General features: G+C 68.2%; 19 protein-coding genes and 2 pseudogenes. 16 read left to right on the top strand and 5 right to left on the bottom strand.

The features are described from left to right. Positions 1–264: 264 nt before the first annotated feature. Positions 265–885, bottom strand: coding sequence for a flavin reductase family protein (locus tag KI385_RS02105; RefSeq protein ID WP_238570526.1), 621 nt, complete (start codon positions 883–885; stop codon positions 265–267). Between the two features lie 133 nt (positions 886–1,018). Between KI385_RS02105 and KI385_RS02110 the strand changes: the two are divergent. Together KI385_RS02110 and corA are read left to right on the top strand one after the other, a co-directional pair. Continuing rightward, positions 1,019–1,591 (top strand): annotated as a pseudogene (locus KI385_RS02110) (recombinase family protein); the annotation flags it as partial. A 444-nt stretch (positions 1,592–2,035) separates the two neighbouring features. Next, positions 2,036–3,127, top strand: a complete 1,092-nt coding sequence (corA, locus tag KI385_RS02115; protein WP_238570528.1) for a magnesium/cobalt transporter CorA — start codon at positions 2,036–2,038, stop codon at positions 3,125–3,127. A 74-nt stretch (positions 3,128–3,201) separates the two neighbouring features. Here the strand turns inward: corA and KI385_RS02120 are convergent, their stop codons facing one another. Together KI385_RS02120 and KI385_RS02125 are read right to left on the bottom strand one after the other, a co-directional pair. Further along, entirely contained in the window at positions 3,202–3,477 is a 276-nt protein-coding gene (locus KI385_RS02120) for a hypothetical protein (RefSeq protein ID WP_238570529.1), read from the bottom strand. Then, positions 3,474–4,202, bottom strand: coding sequence for an MgtC/SapB family protein (locus KI385_RS02125; protein ID WP_238570530.1), 729 nt, complete (start codon positions 4,200–4,202; stop codon positions 3,474–3,476). The genes KI385_RS02120 and KI385_RS02125 overlap by 4 nt, the downstream gene beginning before the upstream one ends. Before the next feature lie 734 nt (positions 4,203–4,936). On the opposite strand from KI385_RS02125, the gene KI385_RS02130 reads away from it, so the two are divergent. Together KI385_RS02130 and KI385_RS02135 are read left to right on the top strand one after the other, a co-directional pair. After that, positions 4,937–6,619 carry an ABC transporter permease gene (locus tag KI385_RS02130; RefSeq protein ID WP_238570531.1) on the top strand — a complete coding sequence of 561 codons (1,683 nt, stop codon included), beginning with the start codon at positions 4,937–4,939 and terminating at the stop codon, positions 6,617–6,619. A gap of 29 nt (positions 6,620–6,648) precedes the next feature. Continuing rightward, positions 6,649–8,052, top strand: coding sequence for an ABC transporter ATP-binding protein (locus tag KI385_RS02135; protein WP_238570532.1), 1,404 nt, complete (start codon positions 6,649–6,651; stop codon positions 8,050–8,052). On the opposite strand, the gene KI385_RS02140 is transcribed toward KI385_RS02135, so the two are convergent. After that, the gene (locus KI385_RS02140; protein ID WP_238570533.1) at positions 8,049–8,465 is read right to left on the bottom strand and encodes an ArsR/SmtB family transcription factor; all 417 of its coding nucleotides are present in this window, start codon (positions 8,463–8,465) and stop codon (positions 8,049–8,051) included. The two genes, KI385_RS02135 and KI385_RS02140, sit on opposite strands and share 4 nt — an antisense overlap. A gap of 456 nt (positions 8,466–8,921) precedes the next feature. On the opposite strand from KI385_RS02140, the gene KI385_RS02145 reads away from it, so the two are divergent. The 7 genes and pseudogenes from KI385_RS02145 to KI385_RS02175 all read left to right on the top strand — a co-directional run bounded on the left by KI385_RS02145 (position 8,922) and on the right by KI385_RS02175 (position 17,535). After that, entirely contained in the window at positions 8,922–11,456 is a 2,535-nt protein-coding gene (locus KI385_RS02145) for a sensor histidine kinase (RefSeq protein WP_238570534.1), read from the top strand. Positions 11,457–11,770: 314 nt separating this feature from the next. Next, complete coding sequence (gene kdpF / locus KI385_RS02150; protein ID WP_238570535.1) at positions 11,771–11,860, top strand: K(+)-transporting ATPase subunit F; 90 nt, start codon at positions 11,771–11,773, stop codon at positions 11,858–11,860. A 17-nt stretch (positions 11,861–11,877) separates the two neighbouring features. Continuing rightward, entirely contained in the window at positions 11,878–13,551 is a 1,674-nt protein-coding gene (kdpA, locus tag KI385_RS02155; RefSeq protein ID WP_238570536.1) for a potassium-transporting ATPase subunit KdpA, read from the top strand. Then, a complete protein-coding gene (gene kdpB / locus KI385_RS02160) occupies positions 13,551–15,701 on the top strand; it encodes a potassium-transporting ATPase subunit KdpB (RefSeq protein WP_238570537.1) in 2,151 nt (716 codons plus the stop codon). The genes kdpA and kdpB overlap by 1 nt, the downstream gene beginning before the upstream one ends. Positions 15,702–15,717: 16 nt before the next feature. Then, positions 15,718–16,350, top strand: coding sequence for a potassium-transporting ATPase subunit KdpC (gene kdpC, locus KI385_RS02165; RefSeq protein ID WP_238570538.1), 633 nt, complete (start codon positions 15,718–15,720; stop codon positions 16,348–16,350). Between the two features lie 145 nt (positions 16,351–16,495). Continuing rightward, a pseudogene (locus KI385_RS02170) lies at positions 16,496–16,913 on the top strand (histidine kinase); the annotation flags it as partial. A 211-nt stretch (positions 16,914–17,124) separates the two neighbouring features. After that, a complete protein-coding gene (locus tag KI385_RS02175; RefSeq protein WP_238570539.1) occupies positions 17,125–17,535 on the top strand; it encodes a DUF3592 domain-containing protein in 411 nt (136 codons plus the stop codon). A 146-nt stretch (positions 17,536–17,681) separates the two neighbouring features. Here the strand turns inward: KI385_RS02175 and KI385_RS02180 are convergent, their stop codons facing one another. Continuing rightward, positions 17,682–17,930: a hypothetical protein gene (locus KI385_RS02180; protein WP_238570540.1), complete on the bottom strand. Its 249-nt coding sequence runs from the start codon at positions 17,928–17,930 to the stop codon at positions 17,682–17,684. Positions 17,931–18,346: 416 nt separating this feature from the next. Between KI385_RS02180 and KI385_RS02185 the strand changes: the two genes are divergently transcribed. The 5 genes from KI385_RS02185 (at position 18,347) to KI385_RS02200 (ending at position 22,755) form a co-directional block, all read left to right on the top strand. Then, positions 18,347–19,195, top strand: coding sequence for an SDR family NAD(P)-dependent oxidoreductase (locus KI385_RS02185; RefSeq protein ID WP_238570541.1), 849 nt, complete (start codon positions 18,347–18,349; stop codon positions 19,193–19,195). 61 nt (positions 19,196–19,256) lie between these two features. Beyond that, entirely contained in the window at positions 19,257–19,334 is a 78-nt protein-coding gene (locus tag KI385_RS44890) for a 50S ribosomal protein bL37 (RefSeq protein ID WP_483439812.1), read from the top strand. A 70-nt stretch (positions 19,335–19,404) separates the two neighbouring features. Next, positions 19,405–20,181: a GNAT family N-acetyltransferase gene (locus KI385_RS02190; protein WP_238570542.1), complete on the top strand. Its 777-nt coding sequence runs from the start codon at positions 19,405–19,407 to the stop codon at positions 20,179–20,181. A 26-nt stretch (positions 20,182–20,207) separates the two neighbouring features. Then, a complete protein-coding gene (locus tag KI385_RS02195; protein ID WP_238570543.1) occupies positions 20,208–20,582 on the top strand; it encodes a hypothetical protein in 375 nt (124 codons plus the stop codon). 202 nt (positions 20,583–20,784) lie between these two features. Then, positions 20,785–22,755, top strand: coding sequence for an APC family permease (locus KI385_RS02200; protein ID WP_238570544.1), 1,971 nt, complete (start codon positions 20,785–20,787; stop codon positions 22,753–22,755). Positions 22,756–22,808 lie beyond the last annotated feature (53 nt).

The raw sequence follows: 22,808 nt of genomic DNA on the forward strand, positions 1-22,808 counted from the left end.
AACCGTCCGAGGAACTGGACGATCCATTCGACACGGAACCGAGAGCACTCACCACAACTCCAGTCAGTCGGTCAGTCGGCCAGTCAGTCGAACCCGTCACTCATCACGAACAATCACCGGAACCACCGCAGCACCGCAGCACCATCAAGACAGAGTCTCGAACATCTCAAACACCGCGGTAAGCCGGAAGTAGCCTGCAAACAAACCGACTTGAAACCTTCCCCGGACCGGAAGAAGCGCTCTCCGCCCGCCTCGTCCCCTTACCTACCGATCGCCCGCCGGCCCCCGCCAGTCCGCATGCCGGATACGGGAGATCTCCCGTACGTCACCGACCGTGCCCCACTCGTCCTTGCCCAACCGCGACAACGGCTTGAGCTTGGAGATCTCGGGGTGCCCGTCGACCAGCACATCCTGCGACACCACCGCATGCACCACGCGCCCGAACACGATGGTGGAATCCCCGATCCCGATCGTGGTGTGCACCTCACACTCCAACGCCACGGACGAGCCCGCCACCCGCAACGGCTTGACCCGCAAACTCGGCTCGGATTCGACCCCGGCAGCCTCGAACTCACTCACCCCGTGCGGGAAGTCCGTGCCCGTGTCATTGATCTGCTCGAACTGCCCCTCCGACGCGAAGTTCACCACGAACTGTCCGGTCGCCTCGATATTGCGCAAAGTGTCCTTGCGCCCGACGGAGCTGAACTGCACAACGGGCGGCGCGACGCTGGCGATGGTGAAGAACGAATGCGGGGCAAGGTTCGCTGAATCACTATATGGGTCGTACGTCGACACCCAGGCGATCGGACGCGGCACCACCACCGCGGTCAGGAGCTTGTAGAACTCGTTGCGGGACATGGCAGCGGGATCAAAGTCAATGCGCATGGTGATCAGTATCCACACGGGCGGCCGCGGATCCTACAGCGGATCCACGGCACCCCCAAACCCCTGAGTGCGACGGAAAGTGCCCGGTATCGGAGCCGACGAGCACCAGGAGCCCGACACCGTGACGACAGCCGTGACCGTCTGGGAGGACTTCGACGTCCCCGCGCACGCCCGTGGGGGCCAGGTCACCCTCAACCTCTACGACCACCTGGCCGCCTACGCCCCCAAACGGCCAGGCGCCTATCTCCGTATCTCCTCCGACCGCTTCGGCCTCGAAGCAGGCGTCGACCGCCAGCTCGAAGACGCCGAGGACTCCAGGACCCGCCTGCGCTGGGGCCCGTTCGCGAAGGTCTACCGGGAGAACGACACCTCGGCCTTCAAAAAGCGCAAAGTCATCAAGGCCGACGGCTCCATCGACTGGATCGTCCTGCGCCCCGAGTTCCGCCAGCTGCTCGCCGACCTCGCCCACGGCGTCATCGACGGAGTCATCTTCTACGACCTCGACCGGCTCGTCCGCCAGCCCCGGGACCTCGAAGACCTCATCGACATCGTCGAATACGTCAAACGGCCGGTCACCGGCGCCACCGGCAGCCGCATGAACCTCATCAACGACAGCGACCGTCACATGACCCGCATGATGTGCGTGATGGCGCTCAAGTCCTCCGAGGACACCGCCCGCCGCGTCGCCCACCAACACCTCTCCGCAGCCCAGAACGGACTCACCCAAGGCCGCATCGCCTACGGCTGGGTCCGCAAAGGCGAGAGCAAGGGAAAGCTGGTCCCCGATGAGGCGGACGTCGTCGTCCGGATCTTCCAGCACTTCATGTCCGGGGAATCGGCTACAGCATCGCCAAGACCTTCAATGCCGAAGGAATCGAGCCGCCTGCCGCCCATACCTGGTCCTCGACGATGATCGCCAAGATGCTGCGTAATCCCCGCTATGCGGGCATGGTCTCCTACGCCGGCAAGCACCGGGTTCAGGCTGCCATGGCCGGTGACGGCTGGTCCATGGTGCTCTTCGACGACGAGGGGCGCCCCTTGCTGCCGGGGGGCGAGCCGCGTGAAGCCGACGTCGAGGGGTACCCGTGGCTCAGCTCTCCCCAGCTCGGCATACTGGCGACCACGCCACCTTGTAGGAGCCAGCGTGTCGATGATCCACAACCTTCGCAAAGCAGTCCACATCCCGAGCACGCGCCCGCACGGCGTGGATCTCAGCCATCCGGCGCGGTCCCCGCTGGGCAACTGCGTCGTGAACTGCGCGGTCTATGTGGACGGTGTGCGCCAGGTCAGCCACTGCCCGGCGCGCAAGGCGATCGAGCAGGTCCGCGAGACCGGTAACGGCTTCGTATGGATCGGTCTGCACGAGCCAGCGGAGGAGGAGTTCTCCGAGATCGGCGAACTTTTCGGGCTGCACCCGCTGGCCGTGGAGGATGCCGTCGATGCCCACCAGCGGCCGAAGCTGGAGCGGTACAACGACACGCTCTTCACCGTTCTGAAGACCGTCACCTACGTCGAGCACGACCGGCTCACCGCGACGAGCGAGGTGGTGGACACCGGGGAAATCATGGTCTTCACCGGACCCGACTTCGTCATCACGGTCCGGCACGGCGGCCACGGCTCGCTGGGGCCGCTCCGCGAAAGCCTCGAATCGACGCCCGCTCACCTGGCCAAGGGCCCTTCCGCCGTCCTACACGCCGTAGCCGACCACGTCGTCGATGACTACCTGGCGGTCATATCCGCCGTGCAGGACGACATCGACGCGGTCGAGAGCGAGGTCTTCTCGGACCACCGGGGACGTGGCGTTGATGCCGGCCGGATCTACCAGCTCAAGCGTGAGCTGCTGGAGCTCAAGCACGCCGTGGTACCGCTGGACCGGCCCATTCAGCTGCTCGCCGAGCAGCCCACACAGCTGGTTGACGCCGACATCCGGAAGTACTTCCGTGACGTCGCCGACCACCTGGCCCGGGTCAACGAGCACGTCACCGCCTGCGACGAGCTGCTCAACTCGATCCTTGAAGCCAACGTCGCCCAGGTGTCCATGGCCCAGAACGAGGACATGCGCAAGATCAGCGCCTGGGTCGCCATCATCGCCGTCCCCACCATGGTCTGCGGCGTGTACGGGATGAACTTCGAGTACATGCCCGAGCTGCGCTGGACCTTCGGCTATCCGCTGGTCCTCGCCGGCATGGCCACCGCCTGTTTCCTCATGTACCGCGGGTTCCGCCGCAACGGCTGGCTCTGAGGAACCGTTCGGCCGGCCGCGCAGGGACGTCGGTGGCGCCGCCACCCGCCTCACTGAGCACAAGTGCCTCTGTGTCAGCCCGAGTTGGCGGTGAGGTGACTACGTCTGTCCTCCGCGATCCATTGCAGCACGGTGGCCGGGGGCAGCCCGGAGTCCTGCGCTATGGCCCGTGGCGGGACACCCGCCCGTGAGGCGGCAAGTGCGGCCCTTCGCAGGGTGGCGAAGCGGGCGGCCAGGCCGGCGCGGAGTGCGCCGGCGGAGGCCGCCGTGAGAGCGGGGGCTTCCTCGGCCAGGCAGCGGGCGGCGAACCATACGGCGCGGCGTTCTCGCGTCAGGTCATGGTCGTTCATGCCACTGTCTCCCGTTCGGCTTCGGCGGGCGTCGCGTCCAGGTGCCAGTGCAGGTCGCGGATGCCCGGTTCCAGGGACATCCGGGCAATGAGCTGTTCCAGGGCATGGGCCGGGTTGCCGGTGACGGCGACCACGGTCTGCAGCCCGGTGGTGTCGGCGTCCTCGCGCCGCACCCGCAGTCCGGTGGGGGTGAGTCCGCCGCTCGCCAGGGACTGCAGGAGCAGGGCCCGGATGTGGGTCTCGTCGCCCCGGTCGCACAGGACGTGGACGGTGGCCTGGACGCCTTCGGTGTCCGGGTCGTGCTGCGGTGCGCGGTCGATCAGCCGTCCGGCGGGGCGCAGGAGGAGGTGGACGCCGAGGACCGCGCAGGTACCGAGCACGGCCAGCTCCAGGCGGCCGGAGGCGGCCAGTACGCCGACGGCGGCCGAGCACCACAGGGTGGCGGCGGTGTTCAGGCCGCGGACCGAGGCGCCGTCGCGCAGGATGACGCCTCCGCCGAGGAAGCCGATGCCGGAGACGACGTACGAGGCGACGCGGGTGGGGCTGCCGGAGTCGCCGACGGCGTCGCTGTAGAGGACGAAGAGGGTGGCGCCGGCGGCGACGAGGGCGTTGGTGCGCAGTCCCGCCATGCGGGCGCGCCACTGCCGCTCGACGCCGATCAGGGCGCCGCAGGCGACACCGACGGCGAGCCGGAGTGCGAAGTCGAACGTGGTCAGGTCAGCCATGGGGACCTCCTCTCACCCTGCGTCGGCAGGGCGGCCGGGGAGGCGGCGCGTAAGGAAGAGGTGGGCGGCTACCGCGTGCCGGAAGGGTGCGTGGACAGATGGATGCGGGGCCGGCTACGGCCCGGCCGACTGTGACTGCGATCCATGTGTCTCACCCCCTTGCGCGGCTCCCATCAGGTCTCCTTGGACTCTAACGCCATACTTGCACAGCGGCGCAATTAGTTGCCGCAATACTGACGCGCAGATCTGTACGCGCCGACGCGCCCCTCTGTGCACCGATACGGTTATTTGCGTATGGACGCAAGAAGGGGCAGACTTCTCGCGGCAGGCTGCCCGTCGCGCCGCGCGGACGGGCCCCTGGCGTACCGGACGAACTGCACCACTCAGTGCGCCACTGAGTGCATCACCTAACGGAGGCAGCCATGGGTGAAGACCCTCCCAGTCCACGCTGCCTCACCGGCAGTCTCTGAAAATCTCGCCGCCCTCCACGGCTCGGCCGATCGAGCCGTGACGGGCCCATGGCCACCGTGTGGAGCTGGGCTCCAGCCCCCGGCGGCCTCCCTTTTCCTGCCTTGTTCTCTCCACACCGGGCCGGTACCGCCTGGGCGCATCGTCGCGCCTTGACGTCTGCCGTGCCCAGAGTGTGGTCGGAGGTTCTTGTGATGTCGTTCCGGACGAGCAGCCCTGTACAGCGGGCGTCGCCCCCCTCCCGGTTCGCGGGCCGCCTGTCCCGTATGACCTGGGTGGACGTGGTCGTGGCCGCCGCCGTGCTGGTGCTGCTCTACCTCGTCCTGCGGGTCGGACAGGGGACCACGGTCCGCTTCTCCACCAGCCAGTCGGTGCAGGTGGACACCGATCCCTCCCAGCTGCCGTACGACGCGGCCCGTTCGCTGCTGCGCATGTTCATCGCGCTCGCCCTGTCGACCGTCTTCACCTTCACGTACGCCTACGCCGCGGCCAAGAGCCGACGGCTGGAGCGGATCCTGATCCCGGCGCTGGACATCCTCCAGTCCGTGCCCGTGCTCGGCTTCCTGACCGTGGCCGTCACCGGGTTCATCGCGCTGTTCCCCGGCTCCATGCTGGGCCTGGAATGCGCGTCGATCTTCGCGATCTTCACCTCGCAGGCGTGGAACATGACGTTCGGCTTCTACCACTCCCTCACCTCCATCCCCCGTGAACTCGACGAACTGTCACGGTCCTTCCGCTTCACCAAGTGGATGCGGTTCTGGAAGGTCGAGCTGCCCTCCGGGATGATCAGCCTGGTCTGGAACGGCATGATGAGCTTCGGCGGCGGCTGGTTCTTCCTCGTCGCATCCGAGGCGATCAGCGTCAACAACAGGAACTACGCGCTCCCCGGTGTCGGCTCGTACGCCGGGGCCGCCATCACCGACGGCGACCTCGGCAAGGTCGGCTGGGCCATCCTCACCATGGCGCTCATGGTCATCGGCGTGAACTTCCTGTTCTGGCGACCGCTGACCGCCTGGACGGAGAAGTTCAAGAACGAGCAGTCTGAGGCCAGTGAGGTCCAGCGCTCGGTCATGCTGAACTTCCTGCGCCGTTCCAACTGGCCGCATCTGCTGGGCACGTTGCTACGGCCTGTAGGACGAGGACTGAGCCAGGCCGCACGCGTCTTCGGCACCGACGACCGGCCGCTGGCCGTGGACCCGGTACGGCAGCGCACCGGCGACATCACCTTTGCATGCATAGCGGGAGCGCTAATCCTCTGGGGCCTGATCGACCTCGGCGGCTACCTCCACGACCACACCGGCCTGGGCGTCTTCGGTGAACCGCTACTGCTGGGCCTGGTCACCCTCGCCCGCGTGGTCCTGCTCGTCACCGTCGCCACGATCATCTGGGTACCGATCGGCGTCAAGATCGGCTTCTCCCCGAAGCTGACCCGGATCGCCCAGCCCATCGTCCAGGTACTGGCCAGCTTCCCCGCCAACTTCCTCTTCCCTCTCGCCGTCTGGTTCTTCCTGAAGACCGGCCTGTCCATCAACGTCGGCGGCATCCTGCTGATGGCGCTGGGCGCCCAGTGGTACATCCTCTTCAACACCATCGCCGGCGCCATGTCCATCCCCACCGACCTGCGCGAAGCCATGGACGACCTGGGCGTACGCGGCTGGCAGCGCTGGAAGCGGCTGATCCTGCCCGGGATCTTCCCCTCGTACATCACCGGCGGTATCACCGCGTCCGGCGGTGCCTGGAACGCCTCGATCGTCGCCGAGGTCGTCGTCTTCGGCGGCACCACGCTGACCGCCACCGGACTCGGCGCGTACATCGCCAAGGCCACCGCCGCCGGCGACTTCCCGCACCTGCTCGCGGGCGTGGCGGTGATGAGCCTGTACGTCGTCGGCCTCAACCGCCTCGTCTGGCGCCGCCTCTACCGCCTCGCCGACACCCGCTACGCCCTCTGAACTTCCCTGCGTTTCCTCTGGAGCCCGACATGGTGCTGAACACCCTGCGCAACCTGCGCACCCGCCACGCCTCCCACTCCCTCTCCGCCGCCAAGACCCCGCGCGTCGCCGACGGCGAGATCCTGCTCGAAACCGTCGGCCTGACCAAGTCCTACGCGGGCGCCGACGGCGAACTCCCCGTCCTCGGCGGCATCGACCTCCAGGTGCGCGCCGGCGAGGTCGTCGCCCTGCTCGGCAAGTCCGGCTCGGGCAAGTCCACTCTGCTGCGCTGCCTGGCCGGCCTCGTCCCCGCCAGCTCCGGCACCGTCACCTACCGGGACAAGCCGCTGACCGGCGCCAACCCCGGCACCGCCATGGTCTTCCAGACCTTCGCCCTGCTGCCCTGGCTAACCGTCCAGCAAAACGTCGAACTCGGCCTGGAGGCCCGGAACGTACCGGCCGACCAGCGCGCCGACGCCGCCCGGCAGGCCATCGACCTGATCGGCCTGGACGGCTTCGAGTCCGCCTACCCCAAGGAGCTCTCCGGCGGTATGCGCCAGCGCGTCGGCTTCGCCCGCGCCCTCGTCGTCGAACCCGACGTCCTGATGATGGACGAGCCCTTCTCCGCCCTCGACGTCCTGACCGCCGAGAACCTGCGCGGCGAACTCATGGAGTTGTGGGAGTCCGGACAGTTCCCCACCCGCGCCATCGTCCTGGTCACCCACAACATCGAGGAAGCCGTCCTGATGGCCGACCGCATCGTCGTGCTCGGCTCTCGCCCGTACGGCACCATCCGGGAGACCTTCGAGGTCGGCTTGGACCGGCCACGCGACCGCAACTCGGCCGCGTTCGAAGACCTCATCGACCGCGTCTACCGCGTGATGACGGGACGGGCCAAGGAGACGCGTATCCCCGGCCGCCCCGACGGCATCGAGTTCGACAAGCGCACCACCGCCAACACTCCGCTGCCCCTGGCCAGCGTCGACGGACTCTCCGGCCTCGCCGAGATGGTCGCCCACCGCGACAGCCGCTGCGACCTGGCCGACCTCGCCGACGACCTCGGCCTGGAGGTCGACGACATGCTCCCGCTGGTCGACGCCCTCGAACTGCTCGGCTTCGCCAAGGTCAGCGACGACGACCTGCTGCTCACCGAGTCCGGCACCGCCTACGCCGGCGCCGACGTCCAGCAGTCCAAGACGATCTTCGCCGAGGCCGCCATGGGAGCACCCCTGGTCCGGTTGATCACCACCAGCCTGCGCCAGAACCCCGACGGCACCCTGCGCGCCGGATTCTTCCGCGACCTGCTCGCCCACCACTACACCAGCGAACAGGTCACCCAGCAGCTGGAGACCGCCACCGACTGGGGCCGCTACGCCGAGCTCTACGCCTACGACGCCGACCCGCAGGAATACCGCCTCGACAACGGCCCAGCCGCCCCCGCGACGCAGCCTTAATGCTCGGTGGCCGGCCGCCGGGCACGCACGGCCCGCGGCGAGCGCACCGCCTCCTTCTGCGCGACGGCCACAGCCTCGACCGATGCACCGGACTCCCCGGCGGCCTGCTCCACGGCCACGTTCGCCACCAGCGTCGCCTCCTCCATCAGACCGCGCACCCGAGCACCCGCCCGGTAGTAGATACGCGTCCCCTCCCGCCGGGACTCCACCAGGCCGGCCGCCCGCAGCTTCGCCAGATGCTGGGAGGTCGCCGCGACATGCGCACCCAGCAGCTCCGCCAGCGCGCTCACCGGCAGCTCCTGGCCGCACAGCGCCCACAACAACCGGTAGCGCGAAGGATCGGCCACCGCCTTGAGCACGGCGACCGCACGGTCGGCAGCGGCTGCATCCCACGACGTAACTTGCGTCCCCATGCAAATATCTTAACCGGCAGCGCGCACCAGGCGGGCTCAGCTCGCCGTGGTCCCGCTGGTACCGCCACTGCGCAAGCTGCCCAGCACCAGCCGTACGGACACCGAGCATGCAGAACGCCCCCAGGGTCCGGTACGTCGCGCCGCCACAGGCCAGAACGCCCACACCCGGCCCCGGACACGAAGACGAACTGCAGGAATCGTCATACAGGACCGCCTCACGCTCCGCTGGAGCCCCCAGCGACCTACGTGCAGGCGGAGTGACAGTCCGTCACCAACGCCGTATCGCCGGACCACCCTCGTGCCGAGGCGGCCTTCGCACAGGCCGCCACGCCCAGATCCGCGGGTGCGGGCGGCCTCACTGGGCACGGTGGTACGCCCGGGGCGCACCATGGAAGAGCGCGAGCACTGCAGGTGCAAGGGCAGACAGCACGCGGGTGACCTGGCAGGAGCCGGCCGGTGGCACGTGGACGGTTGCGGATCTACCTCGGGGCGGCCCCCGGGGTCGGGAAGACGTACGCCATGCTCGAAGAGGGGCAGCGGCTGCGTGCGCTCGGCGCGGAGGTGGTCGTGGGCTTTGTCGAGCCGCACGGGCGGCGGCCGACCGCAGCGATGGCCGAAGGTCTGGAGACGGTTCCCCGGCGCGCTCTTGTCCATCGCGGGGCATCGTTCAGCGAGATGGATCTCGACGCGGTGCTGGCCCGTCGTCCTCAGGTCGCGCTGGTGGACGAGCTGGCTCATTCCAACGTTCCGGGAACCCGTAATGCCAAGCGATGGCAGGACGTCGAGGAGCTGCTGGACACCGGTATCGATGTCGTCACCACGCTCAACGTCCAGCACCTGGAGTCCCTCAATGACGTGGTCCGGCAGATCACCGGCGTCCGGCAGCGCGAGACGCTGCCCGACGAGGTGGCCCGGCGTGCCGACCAGATCGAGCTCGTTGATCTGCCGCCGGAGGTGCTCCGCCGTCGCATGGTGCACGGCGATGTCTATCCGCCGGACCGTATCGAGTCCGCCCTCACCCACTACTTCCGGGTAGGCAACCTCACCGCGCTGCGGGAGCTGGCGCTGCTGTGGCTCGCCGACCGGGTGGAGGAGGGCCTGCAGCGCTACCGGGCCGCACACGGCATCTCCGCTCCGTGGGAGACCCGGGAGCGCATTCTGGTGGCCCTGAGCGGCGGTCCCGAAGGGGAGACCTTGATCCGTCGTGCGGCGCGGATCAGCGCCCGTACGCCTGGGACGGAGCTGCTGGGCCTCCATGTCGTACCGGAGGACGGACTGACCGACGCCGATCCGACCACACTGGATGCCCAGCGCACCCTCCTGGAGTCCTTGGGCGGCAGCTACCACCAGGCGTCCGGCGAGGACGTTGTCGAAGCGCTGCTTCAATTCGCCGAGGCGGAGAACGTCACCCAGATCGTGCTGGGCGCGAGCCGGCACGGCCGTCTCGCCGCCGCGCTGCGCGCCGGTACGGGAGAGCGGACGATCAAGGGTTCCGGCCCCATCGACGTGCACATCGTCACCCACGAGGAGGCCGCCGGGGCAGCGGCGCCGAGACTCCCGCACCCCAGCCGTGGCACGGGTCCGCGACGGTACTGGTCCGCGCTCGCCGGCACGGTGCTGCTGCTGCCCCTGCTGACTCTCCTGTTGGCGGCACTGCGCAACCACCTCGATCTCTCCAGCGACCTGGTGATCTATCTCCTGGCTGTTGTCGTGGTGGCCCTTGTCGGCGGGCTCTACCCCGCGCTGTTCGCCGCCGTCGCCGCGGCGCTGCTGGCCGATTACTACTTCACGATGCCCGTGCACTCGCTGGCCATGGAGCGACCCAACGAGATCATCGCGCTCATTGTCTTCATCACCACGGCCGCTCTCGTCGGCACGGCAGCGGGAGAGGCCGCCCAGCGTACGCATCAGGCCGTGCGCGCCACATCGGAGGCGCGGGCGCTGAGCCGTCTGGCCACCGCCATGATGCGTGGCCAGGAATTGCCGGCGTTGATCGAGCAGATCCGGGAGAACTTCGGTCTGACGTCGATCAGCCTGCTCGAACGGGGCCCGGAGGCATCCCCCGAGCCCCGCTGGTACGTCGTCGCCAGCGCCGGGGACCGGCCGCCCGAAAAGCCCTACGAGGCGGATGTGGAAAGCCCCGTGGATGAGAATCTCACGCTGGCCGCGCGCGGTTCCGGGCTGAGCACGGAGGACCAGCGTGTTCTTGCCGCGTGTGCGGCCGAGCTGGGGCTGGCGCATACCCGGGGGCGGATCACCGGAGCCGCCGCCGAGGCGGACACTCTCGCCGCCGCCGAACGCACCCGGGCGTCGCTGCTTCTCGCAGCGGGCCGCGACCTGCGGGTCCCGCTGCACACCGCCGAAGAGGCCCTCGCGCGCTTGGGCGATCGCCGTGGTGGCCCCTCTTCCCAGGAGACGGCGCACCTGGTGGACACCGCCCGCACCGCGGTGCGCCGCGCAACACAGCTGGTCACCGACCTCGACGAGCTGAGTCGCCTGCACGCCGGGGCACTCGACCTCTACCTCCGCCCGGTCGACCTCAACGAGGCGCTGGCCGCGGCCCTGGACGACCTTGGGCCCGGCGGCCATACGATCGCCGTGCGCCTGCCGGAACAGCTGCCCGATGTGATTGCCGACGCCGCCCTCCTCACCCGTGTGCTGACCGCCCTCGGCGCCGACGCACTGCGCCACAGTCCGCGGGACCGGCCTCCGGTGTTCACCGCCGAGGTCCTGCCGTCCGGTCGGCTGGAGATCCGGGTGACGGACGGCTGCCCCGATCTCGGGCCGGAAGCCCGTGCGTGGGGTGCCGCCACCGGTCTCCGGGCGGCGGGTACGAGAGGCGAGAGCTTGGCGCTTCGGCTGTCGCGAGACCTCGTCGAAGCCATGAGCGGCACCTTCGACGCCACCACCACGGGCCCCGCCTTCGTGGTGACGCTCACGCTCCAGAGGACTGCGCCTGGGGGCAGCGCGACACCCGGCCGCCCTGAGTGACGTGCCGGACGCGGGCGGGCGGACTGTGGCACGCCGTGGCGAGGCGGGGGCGCGAGGCCGCGGGTACGGGGCGCGCACGTAGCCGAGCGAAATCCGCAGGATCGCTTCCGTGCCGACCGGCCCCCTGCGCTGCACCATCACCCCATCGGCCGCAGAGCGTCAGGCCACGATCGAAATCACCTGAGCTACCGTCAGAAAGTTACTGGCGCGGCTATTCATAGGCGGTCCCCACATATGCCGGACCTTGTGTATATCGGCCTCACCCTCCTCGTGTTCACCCTTATCGGCTTGGTCGCCAAGGGGGTCGGACGGCTGTGAGTGTGGAGAATATCGTCGGCCTGATCGTGGCCGTGTGCCTCGTGATCTATCTCGTCGTCTGCCTGATCTTCCCTGAGAAGTTCTAAGGGAAGGTTAGATCCGGATGAACGGCACATTCGCGGGCTGGCTCCAGGTCCTGGTCCTGGTGGTTGCCCTGGCCCTTTCGTTCCGCCCACTGGGTGACTACATGGCCCGTATCCTCACCACCACTCGCCATTTGCGGACTGAACGTCTGATCTACAAGGTGGGCGGGGTGCATGGCGACGCCGACCAGAAGTGGTCGGTCTACCTCCGCAGCGTGCTGGCCTTCGCTCTTGTCTCGGTGCTGTTCCTGTACGCGTTTCTGCGCCTGCAGAATCATCTGCTGCTGTCCCTGGGCATGAAGGCGGTCACCCCGGACCAGTCGTTCAACACGGCCGCATCTTTCGTCACCAATACCAATTGGCAGTCGTATTCCGGCGAGTCGACCATGGGGCACCTGGTCCAGATGGCCGGTCTCGCGGTGCAGAACTTTGTCTCCGCCGCCATGGGCATCGCTGTCGTCGCCGCGCTGATCCGGGGATTCACCCGGAGGAAGACCGACCAGGTCGGAAATTTCTGGGTGGACCTGACTCGGATCGTGGTGCGCTTGCTGCTGCCGGCCTCTCTCGTGTTCGCGATCATTCTGGTGGCCGCCGGTGTCATCCAGAACTTTCACGGCGTCGACGGCATCGTCACCATCGCGGGCGGCCGGCAGAGCATCACCGGTGGCCCGGTCGCCTCCCAGGAAGCAATCAAGGAAATCGGCACGAATGGTGGCGGTTTCTACAACGCGAATTCCGCCCACCCCTTCGAGAACCCCAATGCCTTCACCAACCTGATCGAGATCTACCTCCTCCTGGTGATCTCCTTCTCGCTGCCGCGTACCTTCGGGAAGATGGTCGGCGATCACCGTCAGGGCTATGCGATCGTCGCCGTGATGGCGCTGATCTGGGCCGCCTCTGTCGCGATCGTGACCGCCAACGAACTGCACAGCGTCAGCAGCGCAGCCGGTCACGCGGCCGACGGGATGATGGAGGGCAAAGAGGCGCGGTTCGGTATCTGGGCGTCGGCGCTGTTTGCAGTGTCCACCACGCTGACGTCGTGTGGGGCGGTCAATTCCTTCCACGATTCGTACACGCCGGGCGGCGGCGGAATGACGATCTTCAACATGATGCTCGGGGAGATCGCCCCCGGTGGTACGGGGTCCGGCCTCTACGGGATTCTGATCCTGGCGATCGTCGCGGTCTTCGTCGCCGGGTTGATGGTCGGGCGCACCCCCGAGTATCTGGGCAAGAAGCTGCGCGGCCGGGAGATGAAGTACGCCTCGCTCTACATCCTGACCACGCCCGTGGTCGTGCTGGTCGGCGCGGGACTGGCTATGGCCCTCCCCGGCGAACGGGCGGGGATGCTCAACTCCGGGCCGCACGGCTTCTCCGAGGTGCTGTACGCCTTCGCCTCCGCTGCCAACAACAACGGCTCGGCGTTCGCCGGCCTGAGCGTGAACACCGTCTGGTACAACACCGGGCTCGGCCTAGCCATGATCATCGGCCGCTTCCTGCCGATGGTATTCGTGCTGGCGCTCGCCGGATCGCTCGCCCAGCAACAGCCCGTCCCGGTCACCGCGGGCACCTTGCCCACCCACCGGCCGCAGTTCGTCGGGCTGTTGACCGGGGTGATCCTCATCGTCGTCGGTCTGACCTACTTCCCCGCGCTCGCGCTGGGTCCGCTCGCAGAAGGTCTGGAGGGGCTGCGCTGATGTCCACGACCGGTGTTCCCGCTCCCGCCCCGCCGACCGGGCCGTCCACCGGCCGTCAGCGGCAACGGGTCTCGGGCGGTCTGCTCGACCCCAAGCAGCTGCTGACGTCGTTCCCCGACACCGTGCGCAAGCTGGACCCACGCACGATGTATCGCAACCCCGTCATGTTCGTCGTGGAGGTCGGGGCGGTCCTGACCACGCTTGCGGCTATCAAGACGCCCAGCGTCTTCGCCTGGGGCATCACGGCCTGGCTCTGGCTGACATCGGTCTTCGCCAATCTCGCCGAGGCCGTGGCCGAGGGCCGCGGCAAGGCGCAGGCGGAGACCCTGCGGCGGACCAAGACAGCCACGATGGCCCGGCGTCTGGCCAGGTGGCAGCCGAGCGCGGCTGACACCGTCGAGGAGGAAGTCCCCGGCGCCGACCTGCGGTTGGGCGACCATGTGGTCGTCGAGGCAGGGCAGATCATTCCGGGTGACGGCGATGTGGTCGAGGGCGTCGCAAGCGTCGACGAATCGGCGATCACGGGTGAATCGGCGCCGGTGATCCGCGAATCGGGCGGCGACCGGTCAGCGGTGACGGGCGGTACGAAGGTGCTCTCCGACCGGATCGTCGTGAAGATCACCTCGAAGCCGGGGGAAACCTTCATCGACCGGATGATCGCGCTCGTCGAGGGCGCCGCCCGGCAGAAGACCCCGAACGAGATCGCGCTCAACATCCTGCTGGCATCGCTGACCATCGTCTTCCTGATCGCGGTGGTGACCCTGCAACCCTTCGCCCTCTTCGCGGGGGCCGAGCAGTCCATCGTCATCCTTGTCGCCCTCGTCGTGGCCCTGATCCCGACCACGATCGGCGCGTTGCTCTCCGCGATCGGCATCGCGGGGATGGACCGCCTCGTCCAACGCAACGTCCTGGCCATGTCCGGGCGCGCGGTGGAGGCCGCGGGCGACGTGAACACCTTGCTGCTCGACAAGACGGGCACCATCACGCTCGGCAACCGACAGGCCGCCGAGTTCCTGCCGGTGGAAGGGGTGGGCGTCGAGGAACTCGCGGACGCCGCCCAGCTGTCGTCGATCGCCGACGAGACGCCCGAGGGCCGGTCGATCGTCGTCCTCGCCAAACAGCAGTACGCGCTGCGCGGGCGCAGCGAAGGAGAGCTGGTCCAGGCGGAGTTCGTGCCCTTCACCGCCCAGAGCCGGATGAGCGGGGTGGATCTCACCGACCCTGGTGACCCCGGAGACGCCCGGTCGCTGCGCAAGGGAGCGGCGACGGCGGTGATGCGCTGGGTCCGTGACAACGGCGGGCACCCCACTGCGGATGTGGGTCACCTCGTCGACGGCATCTCCGCGAGTGGCGGCACACCGCTGGTCGTGGGCGAGGTGATCCGAGGCCCGAACGCCCACCCGGCCGCCCGTGTCCTGGGCGTCATCCACCTCAAGGATGTCGTGAAGGAGGGCATGCGCGAGCGCTTCGACGAGCTACGGCGGATGGGCATCAAGACTGTCATGATCACTGGCGACAATCCGCTGACTGCTCGCGCCATCGCGCAGGAGGCGGGGGTGGATGACTTCCTCGCCGAGGCCACCCCCGAGGACAAGATGGCCCTCATCCGGCAGGAGCAGGCCGGCGGCAAACTGGTCGCGATGACCGGTGACGGTACGAATGACGCGCCGGCGCTGGCCCAGGCGGACGTCGGCGTGGCGATGAACACAGGTACGTCGGCCGCCAAGGAAGCCGGGAACATGGTGGACCTGGACTCGAATCCGACCAAGCTCATCGAGATCGTCGAGATCGGCAAGCAACTGCTCATCACCCGGGGCGCGTTGACGACCTTCTCGATCGCCAACGATGTCGCCAAGTACTTCGCGATCATCCCCGCGATGTTCGCCGGCGCCTATCCGGGTCTGGACAAGCTCAACATCATGCGGCTGCACAGCCCGACCTCGGCGATCTCCTCGGCGATCGTCTTCAATGCTCTGATCATCGTCGCGCTGATCCCGCTCGCCTTGCGCGGTGTGCGCTACCGGCCGTCGTCGGCCGCGAATCTGCTGAGCCGCAACATCTGGATGTACGGGCTGGGAGGGCTGGTGCTGCCGTTCGTCGGCATCAAGCTGCTCGACCTCGTCATCCAGTTCATCCCCGGCCTGCGCTGAGGAAGGCGATCCCACCATGCGCACCCACCACCTCCCTCCCGTACTCCGGCAGCATCTGGCGGCGCTGCGGATGCTGCTGGTGTTCACCGTGCTTACGGGCATCGTCTATCCGCTGGTCGTCACCGGTATCGCCCAGACCGTGTTCCCCCACCAGGCCAACGGCTCCCTCGTGACGACGAATGGCAAGCCGGTCGCCTCCCGCCTGATCGGCCAGAACTTCGCGCTGCCGAAGAAGAACCCCGGTGACCCGAAGGAGGAACTGCGGCCCGACCCCAAGTGGTTCCAGCCCCGCCCCTCCGTGGGCGGGTACGACCCGATGGCCTCCGGCGCCTCCAACCTCGGCCCGAACAACGCCAACTTGATCAAAGCAGTCAGGGAACGCCGCGCCGCCGTGGCGGCGTTCGACGAGGTCTCCCCCGCGACTGTCCCGGCGGACGCGGTGACCGCCAGCGGCTCCGGACTCGACCCGGCAGTCTCCCGGGCATACGCATACGAACAGGTCAACCGGGTGGCGAAGGCCTGCCGACTCACACCCGCCAGGGTCGAGAAGCTGGTCACCGACCACGTCCAGGGCCGCGTCCTGGGGTTCCTGGGTCAGGAAAGCGTCAACATCGTCGAGCTCAACCACGATCTTGCCGGGCTGATGTGACCATGGAACACCACCTATGCCGCTCGGCCACCCGAGGTCCTCCTCGCAGCACCAGGCGACGTGGGGCTGCACAGGACCGCTGTGCAGGACGGTGAGGGAGGGGCTTTCGGTGGCGCCGAGGGTTGTCGCAGCCGATACGCCAGGCGTGGGCGTAGGCGTAGGCGTACGGCCAGGAAAGCTCAAAGTGTTCCTCGGGGCGGCACCCGGGGGTCGGCAAGACCTACCGGATGCTGGACGAGGGGCGGCGCCGTGCCCGCCGCGGCACGGATGTGGTGGTGGCGTACGCCGAGTGCCATGCCCGGCCGCACACCGAGGAGAAGCTCGAAGGGTTGGAGATACTGCCCCGGACGTACCGCGAGTACCGGGGAAGCACCTTCAGCGAGATGGACCTCGACCGCGTCCTCGACCGCCACCCCGAGGTCGCACTCGTCGACGAGCTGGCCCACAGCAACGTTCCCGGCGGCCGCAACGCCAAGCGATGGCAGGACATCGAAGAGCTGCTCGCAGCCAGGATCGGCATAGTCACGACTGTCAACGTCCAACATCTCCAGCGCCTGGGCGACGACAACACCACTGAACTGGGACTCGGGCTCGCGCTCTCCCGGGGCCTGGCCGAGGCGATGAGTGGCACCCTCACCCCCGAGGACACGCCCGGAGGAGGACTGACCATGGTCCTCTCCTTGCGAGCCGCTGCCGCGGAGGAGCCCGCAGTGCTTGCGTAACCCGGGAGGGCGTGGGCCTACCGGAGATCGGAGAGACGTGGACGCAGGGGCCATGACCGTGCCGGCAGGGACTGCCGCATTCGGCGGCCTGCTCGCCGTGCTCGCGGGCACCTACGGTCTGCGTCAGGCCCGGCGAGTGAGGCGGACAGGCGTACGCGTTGAGGCCCTGGTCAAGCGGCCTCCGGGATACACCTCCGACGAGCCGGCTCTGCCACGGCCGCTGCTCCAATTCGTCGCGGACGACGACCGAGTGATCGAAGTCGTCTGTCCCGTGGCCCCGACCCGCCGACGCCCGCTCAACGACGGCGACCGCGTGCTCATCCTCTATGATCCCGCCGATCCGCGCACGGTCGTCGTCCACGACCTGGAACGCCCGGGTCCGGACCGCGCGTTCATCACTGCGGGCACCCTCGTCATGCTGCTCTCAGTGACCCTGATCGCTGTCGCGGTGACGAGCCGATGACCTAGGATCCCGCTCCTTGACGTAGTAATCGGCCACCCAGCCGAGGTGCAAGACGCTGTCAATCGGTTCAGGAAGAACCTGTCCGATCTGCGCCACCCGGCACCGCCCTCATCCGGACACGGGCGGCGGGGGCGGCATCTGGGCGCTCAGCCCTCTTCCAGAATCTGGACTCGGCGGGCCTTGTATTCATGCGGGGTGATCAGGCCGCTGACGCTGAGGCGGTCCAGTTCCGTCAGGCGGTCCTGTAAGAACTTCTCTGCAGTCTTGCGAGCCTGCTCGGCAACCTTTCCTGCTGTGCGCCGTTGATAGGATTTGTCGCGGGCATCCTTGACTTTTTGAATTTCCTCGACGAGGAGCTCGGTCGTCGAAACTATCTGATGGATGATGTAAGTCATCACGTCACCTGTTCTGTGAGGTCATGCAGAAGAGGGCGGTCCCAGCAGTATCTACCGGAAACCGCCCTCAGGACCCTTCGGGTCAGGAATCATCGGTCGAAGGCGCAGTTCATCAGGGGTGCGTCAAGAGGTGCGTGAAACTCTTGAAGGCGTGTGCGGCATTGCATTTGATGGGTGATGTGAACAGCGCCTGGCTCCTTCTCGACCGTCCGCCTCATCCGGCGGCTCCGCGTCGTGCGCCGCGCTGCCCGGAGACCTCCGCCTCTCGCTGAGACGTCTCCTACATCCCTACGGGGCGCCGCGACCTGATCAGGCGCCCCTTTTGCGTATCCGTACGCCGTCGCCCCTGAGGGCCGGGCTCGGCGCACCCACCCCTGTTGTCCCCTATCTCCCTATCTCCCTATCCGGATTGGATCATGTCCGTCTTCGACCTTTCCTCCCGTACCGTTCTGGTGACCGGCGCCACCTCCGGCATCGGTTTCGAGACCGCCCGGCAGCTCGCCGAGCGCGGCGCCACCGTCCTCGTACACGGCCGAACCGCCGAGGACGCCCAGGCCGCCACCGACAAGCTCATCGCCACCGCGGGCATCGATGCGGCCCAACTGTGCGGATTCGCCGCGGACTTCACGCGCCTGGAGGAGGTCGAGGCCATGGCACGGCGCGTCGTCGCCGAGCACCCCCACCTGGACGTCCTGGTCAACAACGCCGGCACGGCCGCCCCCGAGCGGCACACCCTCACCGCCGACGGCAACGAAATCGCCTTCCAGGTCAACTTCCTCGCCCACTACCTGCTGACCTGCCTCCTGGAGCCGGCGCTCACGATGGGGTCTCCCCTGTTCGAGCGAAGCCGAGAACTTGGGGAAGACCCGGGCGGCCGGGTCGTCAACGTCTCCTCGTCGCTGCACCGCACCGCCTCCATCCAGTGGAGCGACCCGCAGCGCGCCCGGCGCTACTCCCGGCTCGCGGCCTACGCGCAGTCGCAGCTCGCGCTCACCGTCTTCGCCACCGACCCGCGGGTGACGGCCGTCTCCGTCCACCCGGGCATCTGCGACACAGACCTGCTCTCGCTCTACGCGATCAGTGGTGCGTCCGCGGCAGAGGGTGCTGCCCATGTCGTACGCCTCTGCGACCCGGCCACCGAGATCGTCAACGGCGCCTACTACGACCGCGACCAGCGCGTCGAGCCCGCCCAGGCCGCGACGGAGGAACGCACCGTCAAGCGCCTCACCAAACTCGCCGACCAGCTCGTCGGCCACAGCGTCTGAAGAACGCCGCCGCCTGACGAGCGCCCCAGGCAACCACCCAGATCGAAAGGCCCGCACGCCCATGTCCAAGCGCGCCCGCAAGAAGAAGGCCCGCCACAAGAAGAAGGCCAACCACGGCAGCAAAGCCGGCCAGAGCTGACCGCCGAGCAGGGCGGCCCCGCCAGGGCCGCCCTGCTCGGACCACCCCGCGACCGCCACAAGGAGTCTCCGTGATCGAACTCTCCCCCGGCCAACACCCCACTCTCTCCCGCTGGTTCGCGCCCGGCCTTCCCGGGGCGGCAGCGCTGGCCGAACATGCGCTGGTGCCGGGAGCCGGTCGCTGGTGGGCCGACCGCGCGGTCGATCCCCGTGCCATCGTCGTAGCCTGCGCCGATCACCTGCTGCTCCGCGGGGACCCGACCACCCTGGCTCCGATCGCGCTCGCCCCCTTCGCCGCGCACTATGTGCAGGCCCCGGCCCGCTTCCTGCCCCTGCTGGGCAGCGCCTTCGATCTGCTCGTACCGTGGGAGCGCATGGCGTACGTGCACCGCGTCCCCGTATCGCCTCCGCGCCCGCCCCACAGTGTGACGGTGCGTCGGTTGGCACCCGGGGACGCTCCGGCGCTCGCCGCGCTGGACCCCGACATGGCGTGGATTCACGCCAGTTGGGGAGGCCCCGCAGGTCTCGCCGCCTCCGGACACGGCTGGGCGGCCTTCGCAAAGGACCGCGCGCTCGCCGTGGCCTGTACCTACTTCGGTGGCACCACGTACGAGGATGTCGCCTGCGCGACCGTCCCCGAACTCCGCCGCCAGCGGCTCGCCCTGACCTGCGTCACCGCCCTGTGCCAGGACATCGTCGCTCGCGGCCACACCCCGAGTTGGACCTGCTCCCGCGACAACCGCCCCAGCCGGCTCCTCGCCTGGACCGCCGGCTTCCGCCTGGAGCACGAGTACGTCCACTACTTCACCGGACAGCCGGCGCGCCGCGTCGCCGGTCTCACCGCCTGAACACCACCCGAAAGCCAGGAGCCGCCATGAAGCCGCATCGCACCCCCCTCGCCTCGGTGAGGATCCTCGACGGCGCCCACGAGCTGTCCGTCCACGACCTGAAACGGCGGGACGATTCCTTCACCCTCCACTACACGATCGCCCCACCCCTGCCGGACGCAGCCGACCACGCCCCCGTGCTCCTGGCCCTTGAGGCCATGGACGACGTCGGCAACGAGTACTTCGACTGGGGTGGCGCCTACGGAGCCGCCGACGACGGCACACACACCGACGGCAGCATCTCCGCACAGCCCGCCCTGGCGGCCAAGGCATGTGAGATCCGTATGCGGATCACCTTCCTCCGCAACGGCGAGGAGCACCCGTGCCATCTGATGCTGCGCACCTCGGCCATCAAACCCTGAGGCCAAGCCCTTCCATAGGACCGGCCCACCCCCGCCGTGTCCTTCTCCGCTCCGCCGTGCCCCGGCGTACTGACCACCGTTCCAGGGACACAGCGTGTCGCATCGCCGAACACCGTGGCGAAAACGCCGCGGGTGTTGTGTAGCCTGACGCGGCCATCGCGTCGATGGCTGAAATCTTTTCGCGGTACGACAGGAGCACACGATGGCCGCCTCCGCCCCTGCGGATTCTTCGTCCGGGGCCTCAGTACGGCATCGGCTGCGTGCGTGGATGTTGGAAGGCCTGACCGATATGGCCAAGCGCCATCCCGGTCCGCACGCCGGCCCACAGGCCGCCCACAAGGGGCAGCGGTGGTGGCGGGTGATGTGTCTGACGGGTGTGGACTACTTCTCCACCCTCGGCTACCAGCCCGGTATTGCCGCCCTCGCCGCTGGCCTGCTGTCGCCGATCGCCACCATCGTCCTGGTCATCGTGACCCTCGCCGGCGCGCTTCCGGTCTACCGGCGGGTGGCGAAGGAGAGCCCGCACGGCCAGGGCTCGATCGCGATGCTGGAGCGGCTGCTGTCCTTCTGGAAAGGCAAGCTGTTCGTCCTCACCCTGCTCGGCTTCGCCGCCACCGACTTCCTCATCACCATCACCCTGTCGGCGGCCGACGCCTCCACCCACCTGGTGGAGAACCCCCACGTCAACAGCGTCCTGCACAACCAGCAGATGATCGTCACCCTGGTCCTGGTCGCCCTGCTCGGCGCGGTCTTCCTCAAGGGCTTCCTGGAGGCAATCGGGGTGGCGGTCGCCCTGGTGGGTCTCTACCTCGCGCTCAACGTCGTCGTGGTCGTCGTCGGCCTGTGGCATGTGGCCACCGCCCCGCACGTGGTCACCGACTGGTCCCACGCCCTCACCATCGAGCACGGCAACGCCGTCGCCATGGTCGGCGTGGCTCTGCTGGTCTTCCCGAAGCTGGCGCTGGGCCTGTCCGGCTTCGAAACCGGCGTCGCCGTCATGCCGCACGTCGAGGGCGCCCCGGACGACACCGAAGAGCGTCCTACAGGCCGGATCCGCGGCACGAAGAAGCTGCTCACCACCGCCGCCGTGATCATGAGCGCTTTCCTGATCCTCACCAGCTTCATCACGACCCTGCTCATCCCGGAGGGTGCGTTCAAGCCGGGCGGCGAAGCCAACGGCCGTGCCCTCGCCTACCTGGCCCACGAGTACCTGGGCTCCGCCTTCGGCACCGTCTACGACATCTCCACCATCGCCATCCTCTGGTTCGCCGGCGCCTCCGCCATGGCCGGACTGCTCAACCTCATGCCGCAGTATCTGCCCCGGTACGGCATGGCGCCGCACTGGGCGCGGGCGGTGCGCCCGATGGTGCTGGTCTTCACCCTCGTCGCGTTCCTGGTGACCTGGATCTTCAACGCCGACGTCGACGCCCAGGGCGGCGCCTACGCCACCGGCGTACTGGTCCTCATCAGCTCCGCCGCCATCGCCGTGACCATCGCCGCACACCGCGCCGGTCAGCGCGGCTGGACCATCGGCTTCGCCGTGATCTCCCTGGTCTTCCTCTACACCACCGTGGTGAACGTCATCGAGCGGCCGGACGGTGTGAAGATCGGCGCCTGTTTCATCGCCGGCATCATCCTCGTCTCGTTCCTCTCCCGCCTCGCCCGCGCCTTCGAACTGCGGGTGACCGATGTCGTGCTCGACGACATGGCAGCACGTTTCATCCGCGACATCGCGCACCGCAAGGTCCGCTTCATCGCGAACGAGCCCGACCAGCGGGACGTGGCCGAATACCGCGACAAGCTCCAGCAGATCCGCACCGACAACGACCTCCCGGCGTCCGAGGACTTCATCTTCGTCGAGGTCACCGTGGGCGACCCCTCCGAATTCGAGAGCGAGCTGCGGGTCCGCGGCGAGGTGCTGCACGGCCGCTACCGCGTGCTGTGCCTGGAGAGCTCCACCATCTCCAACGCGCTCGCCGCCCTGCTGCTGCACGTACGGGACGCCACCGGAGCCCGGCCGCACATCTACTTCGAGTGGACCGAAGGCAATCCCTTCGCCCAGTTCCTGCGCTTCTTCCTCTTCGGCCAGGGCGAGGTCGCACCCGTCACCCGCGAGGTCCTGCGCGAGGCCGAACCCGACCGCGAGCGCCGCCCCCGCGTCCACGTCGGCTGAACACACACAGCGACTTCGTGTGAAGGATGCGATAAAGACAGGCGACACGACAT

Origin of the sequence: Streptomyces inhibens, from assembly GCF_022221585.1 — a bacterium.
Classification (GTDB): Bacteria; Actinomycetota; Actinomycetes; order Streptomycetales; family Streptomycetaceae; genus Streptomyces; species Streptomyces inhibens.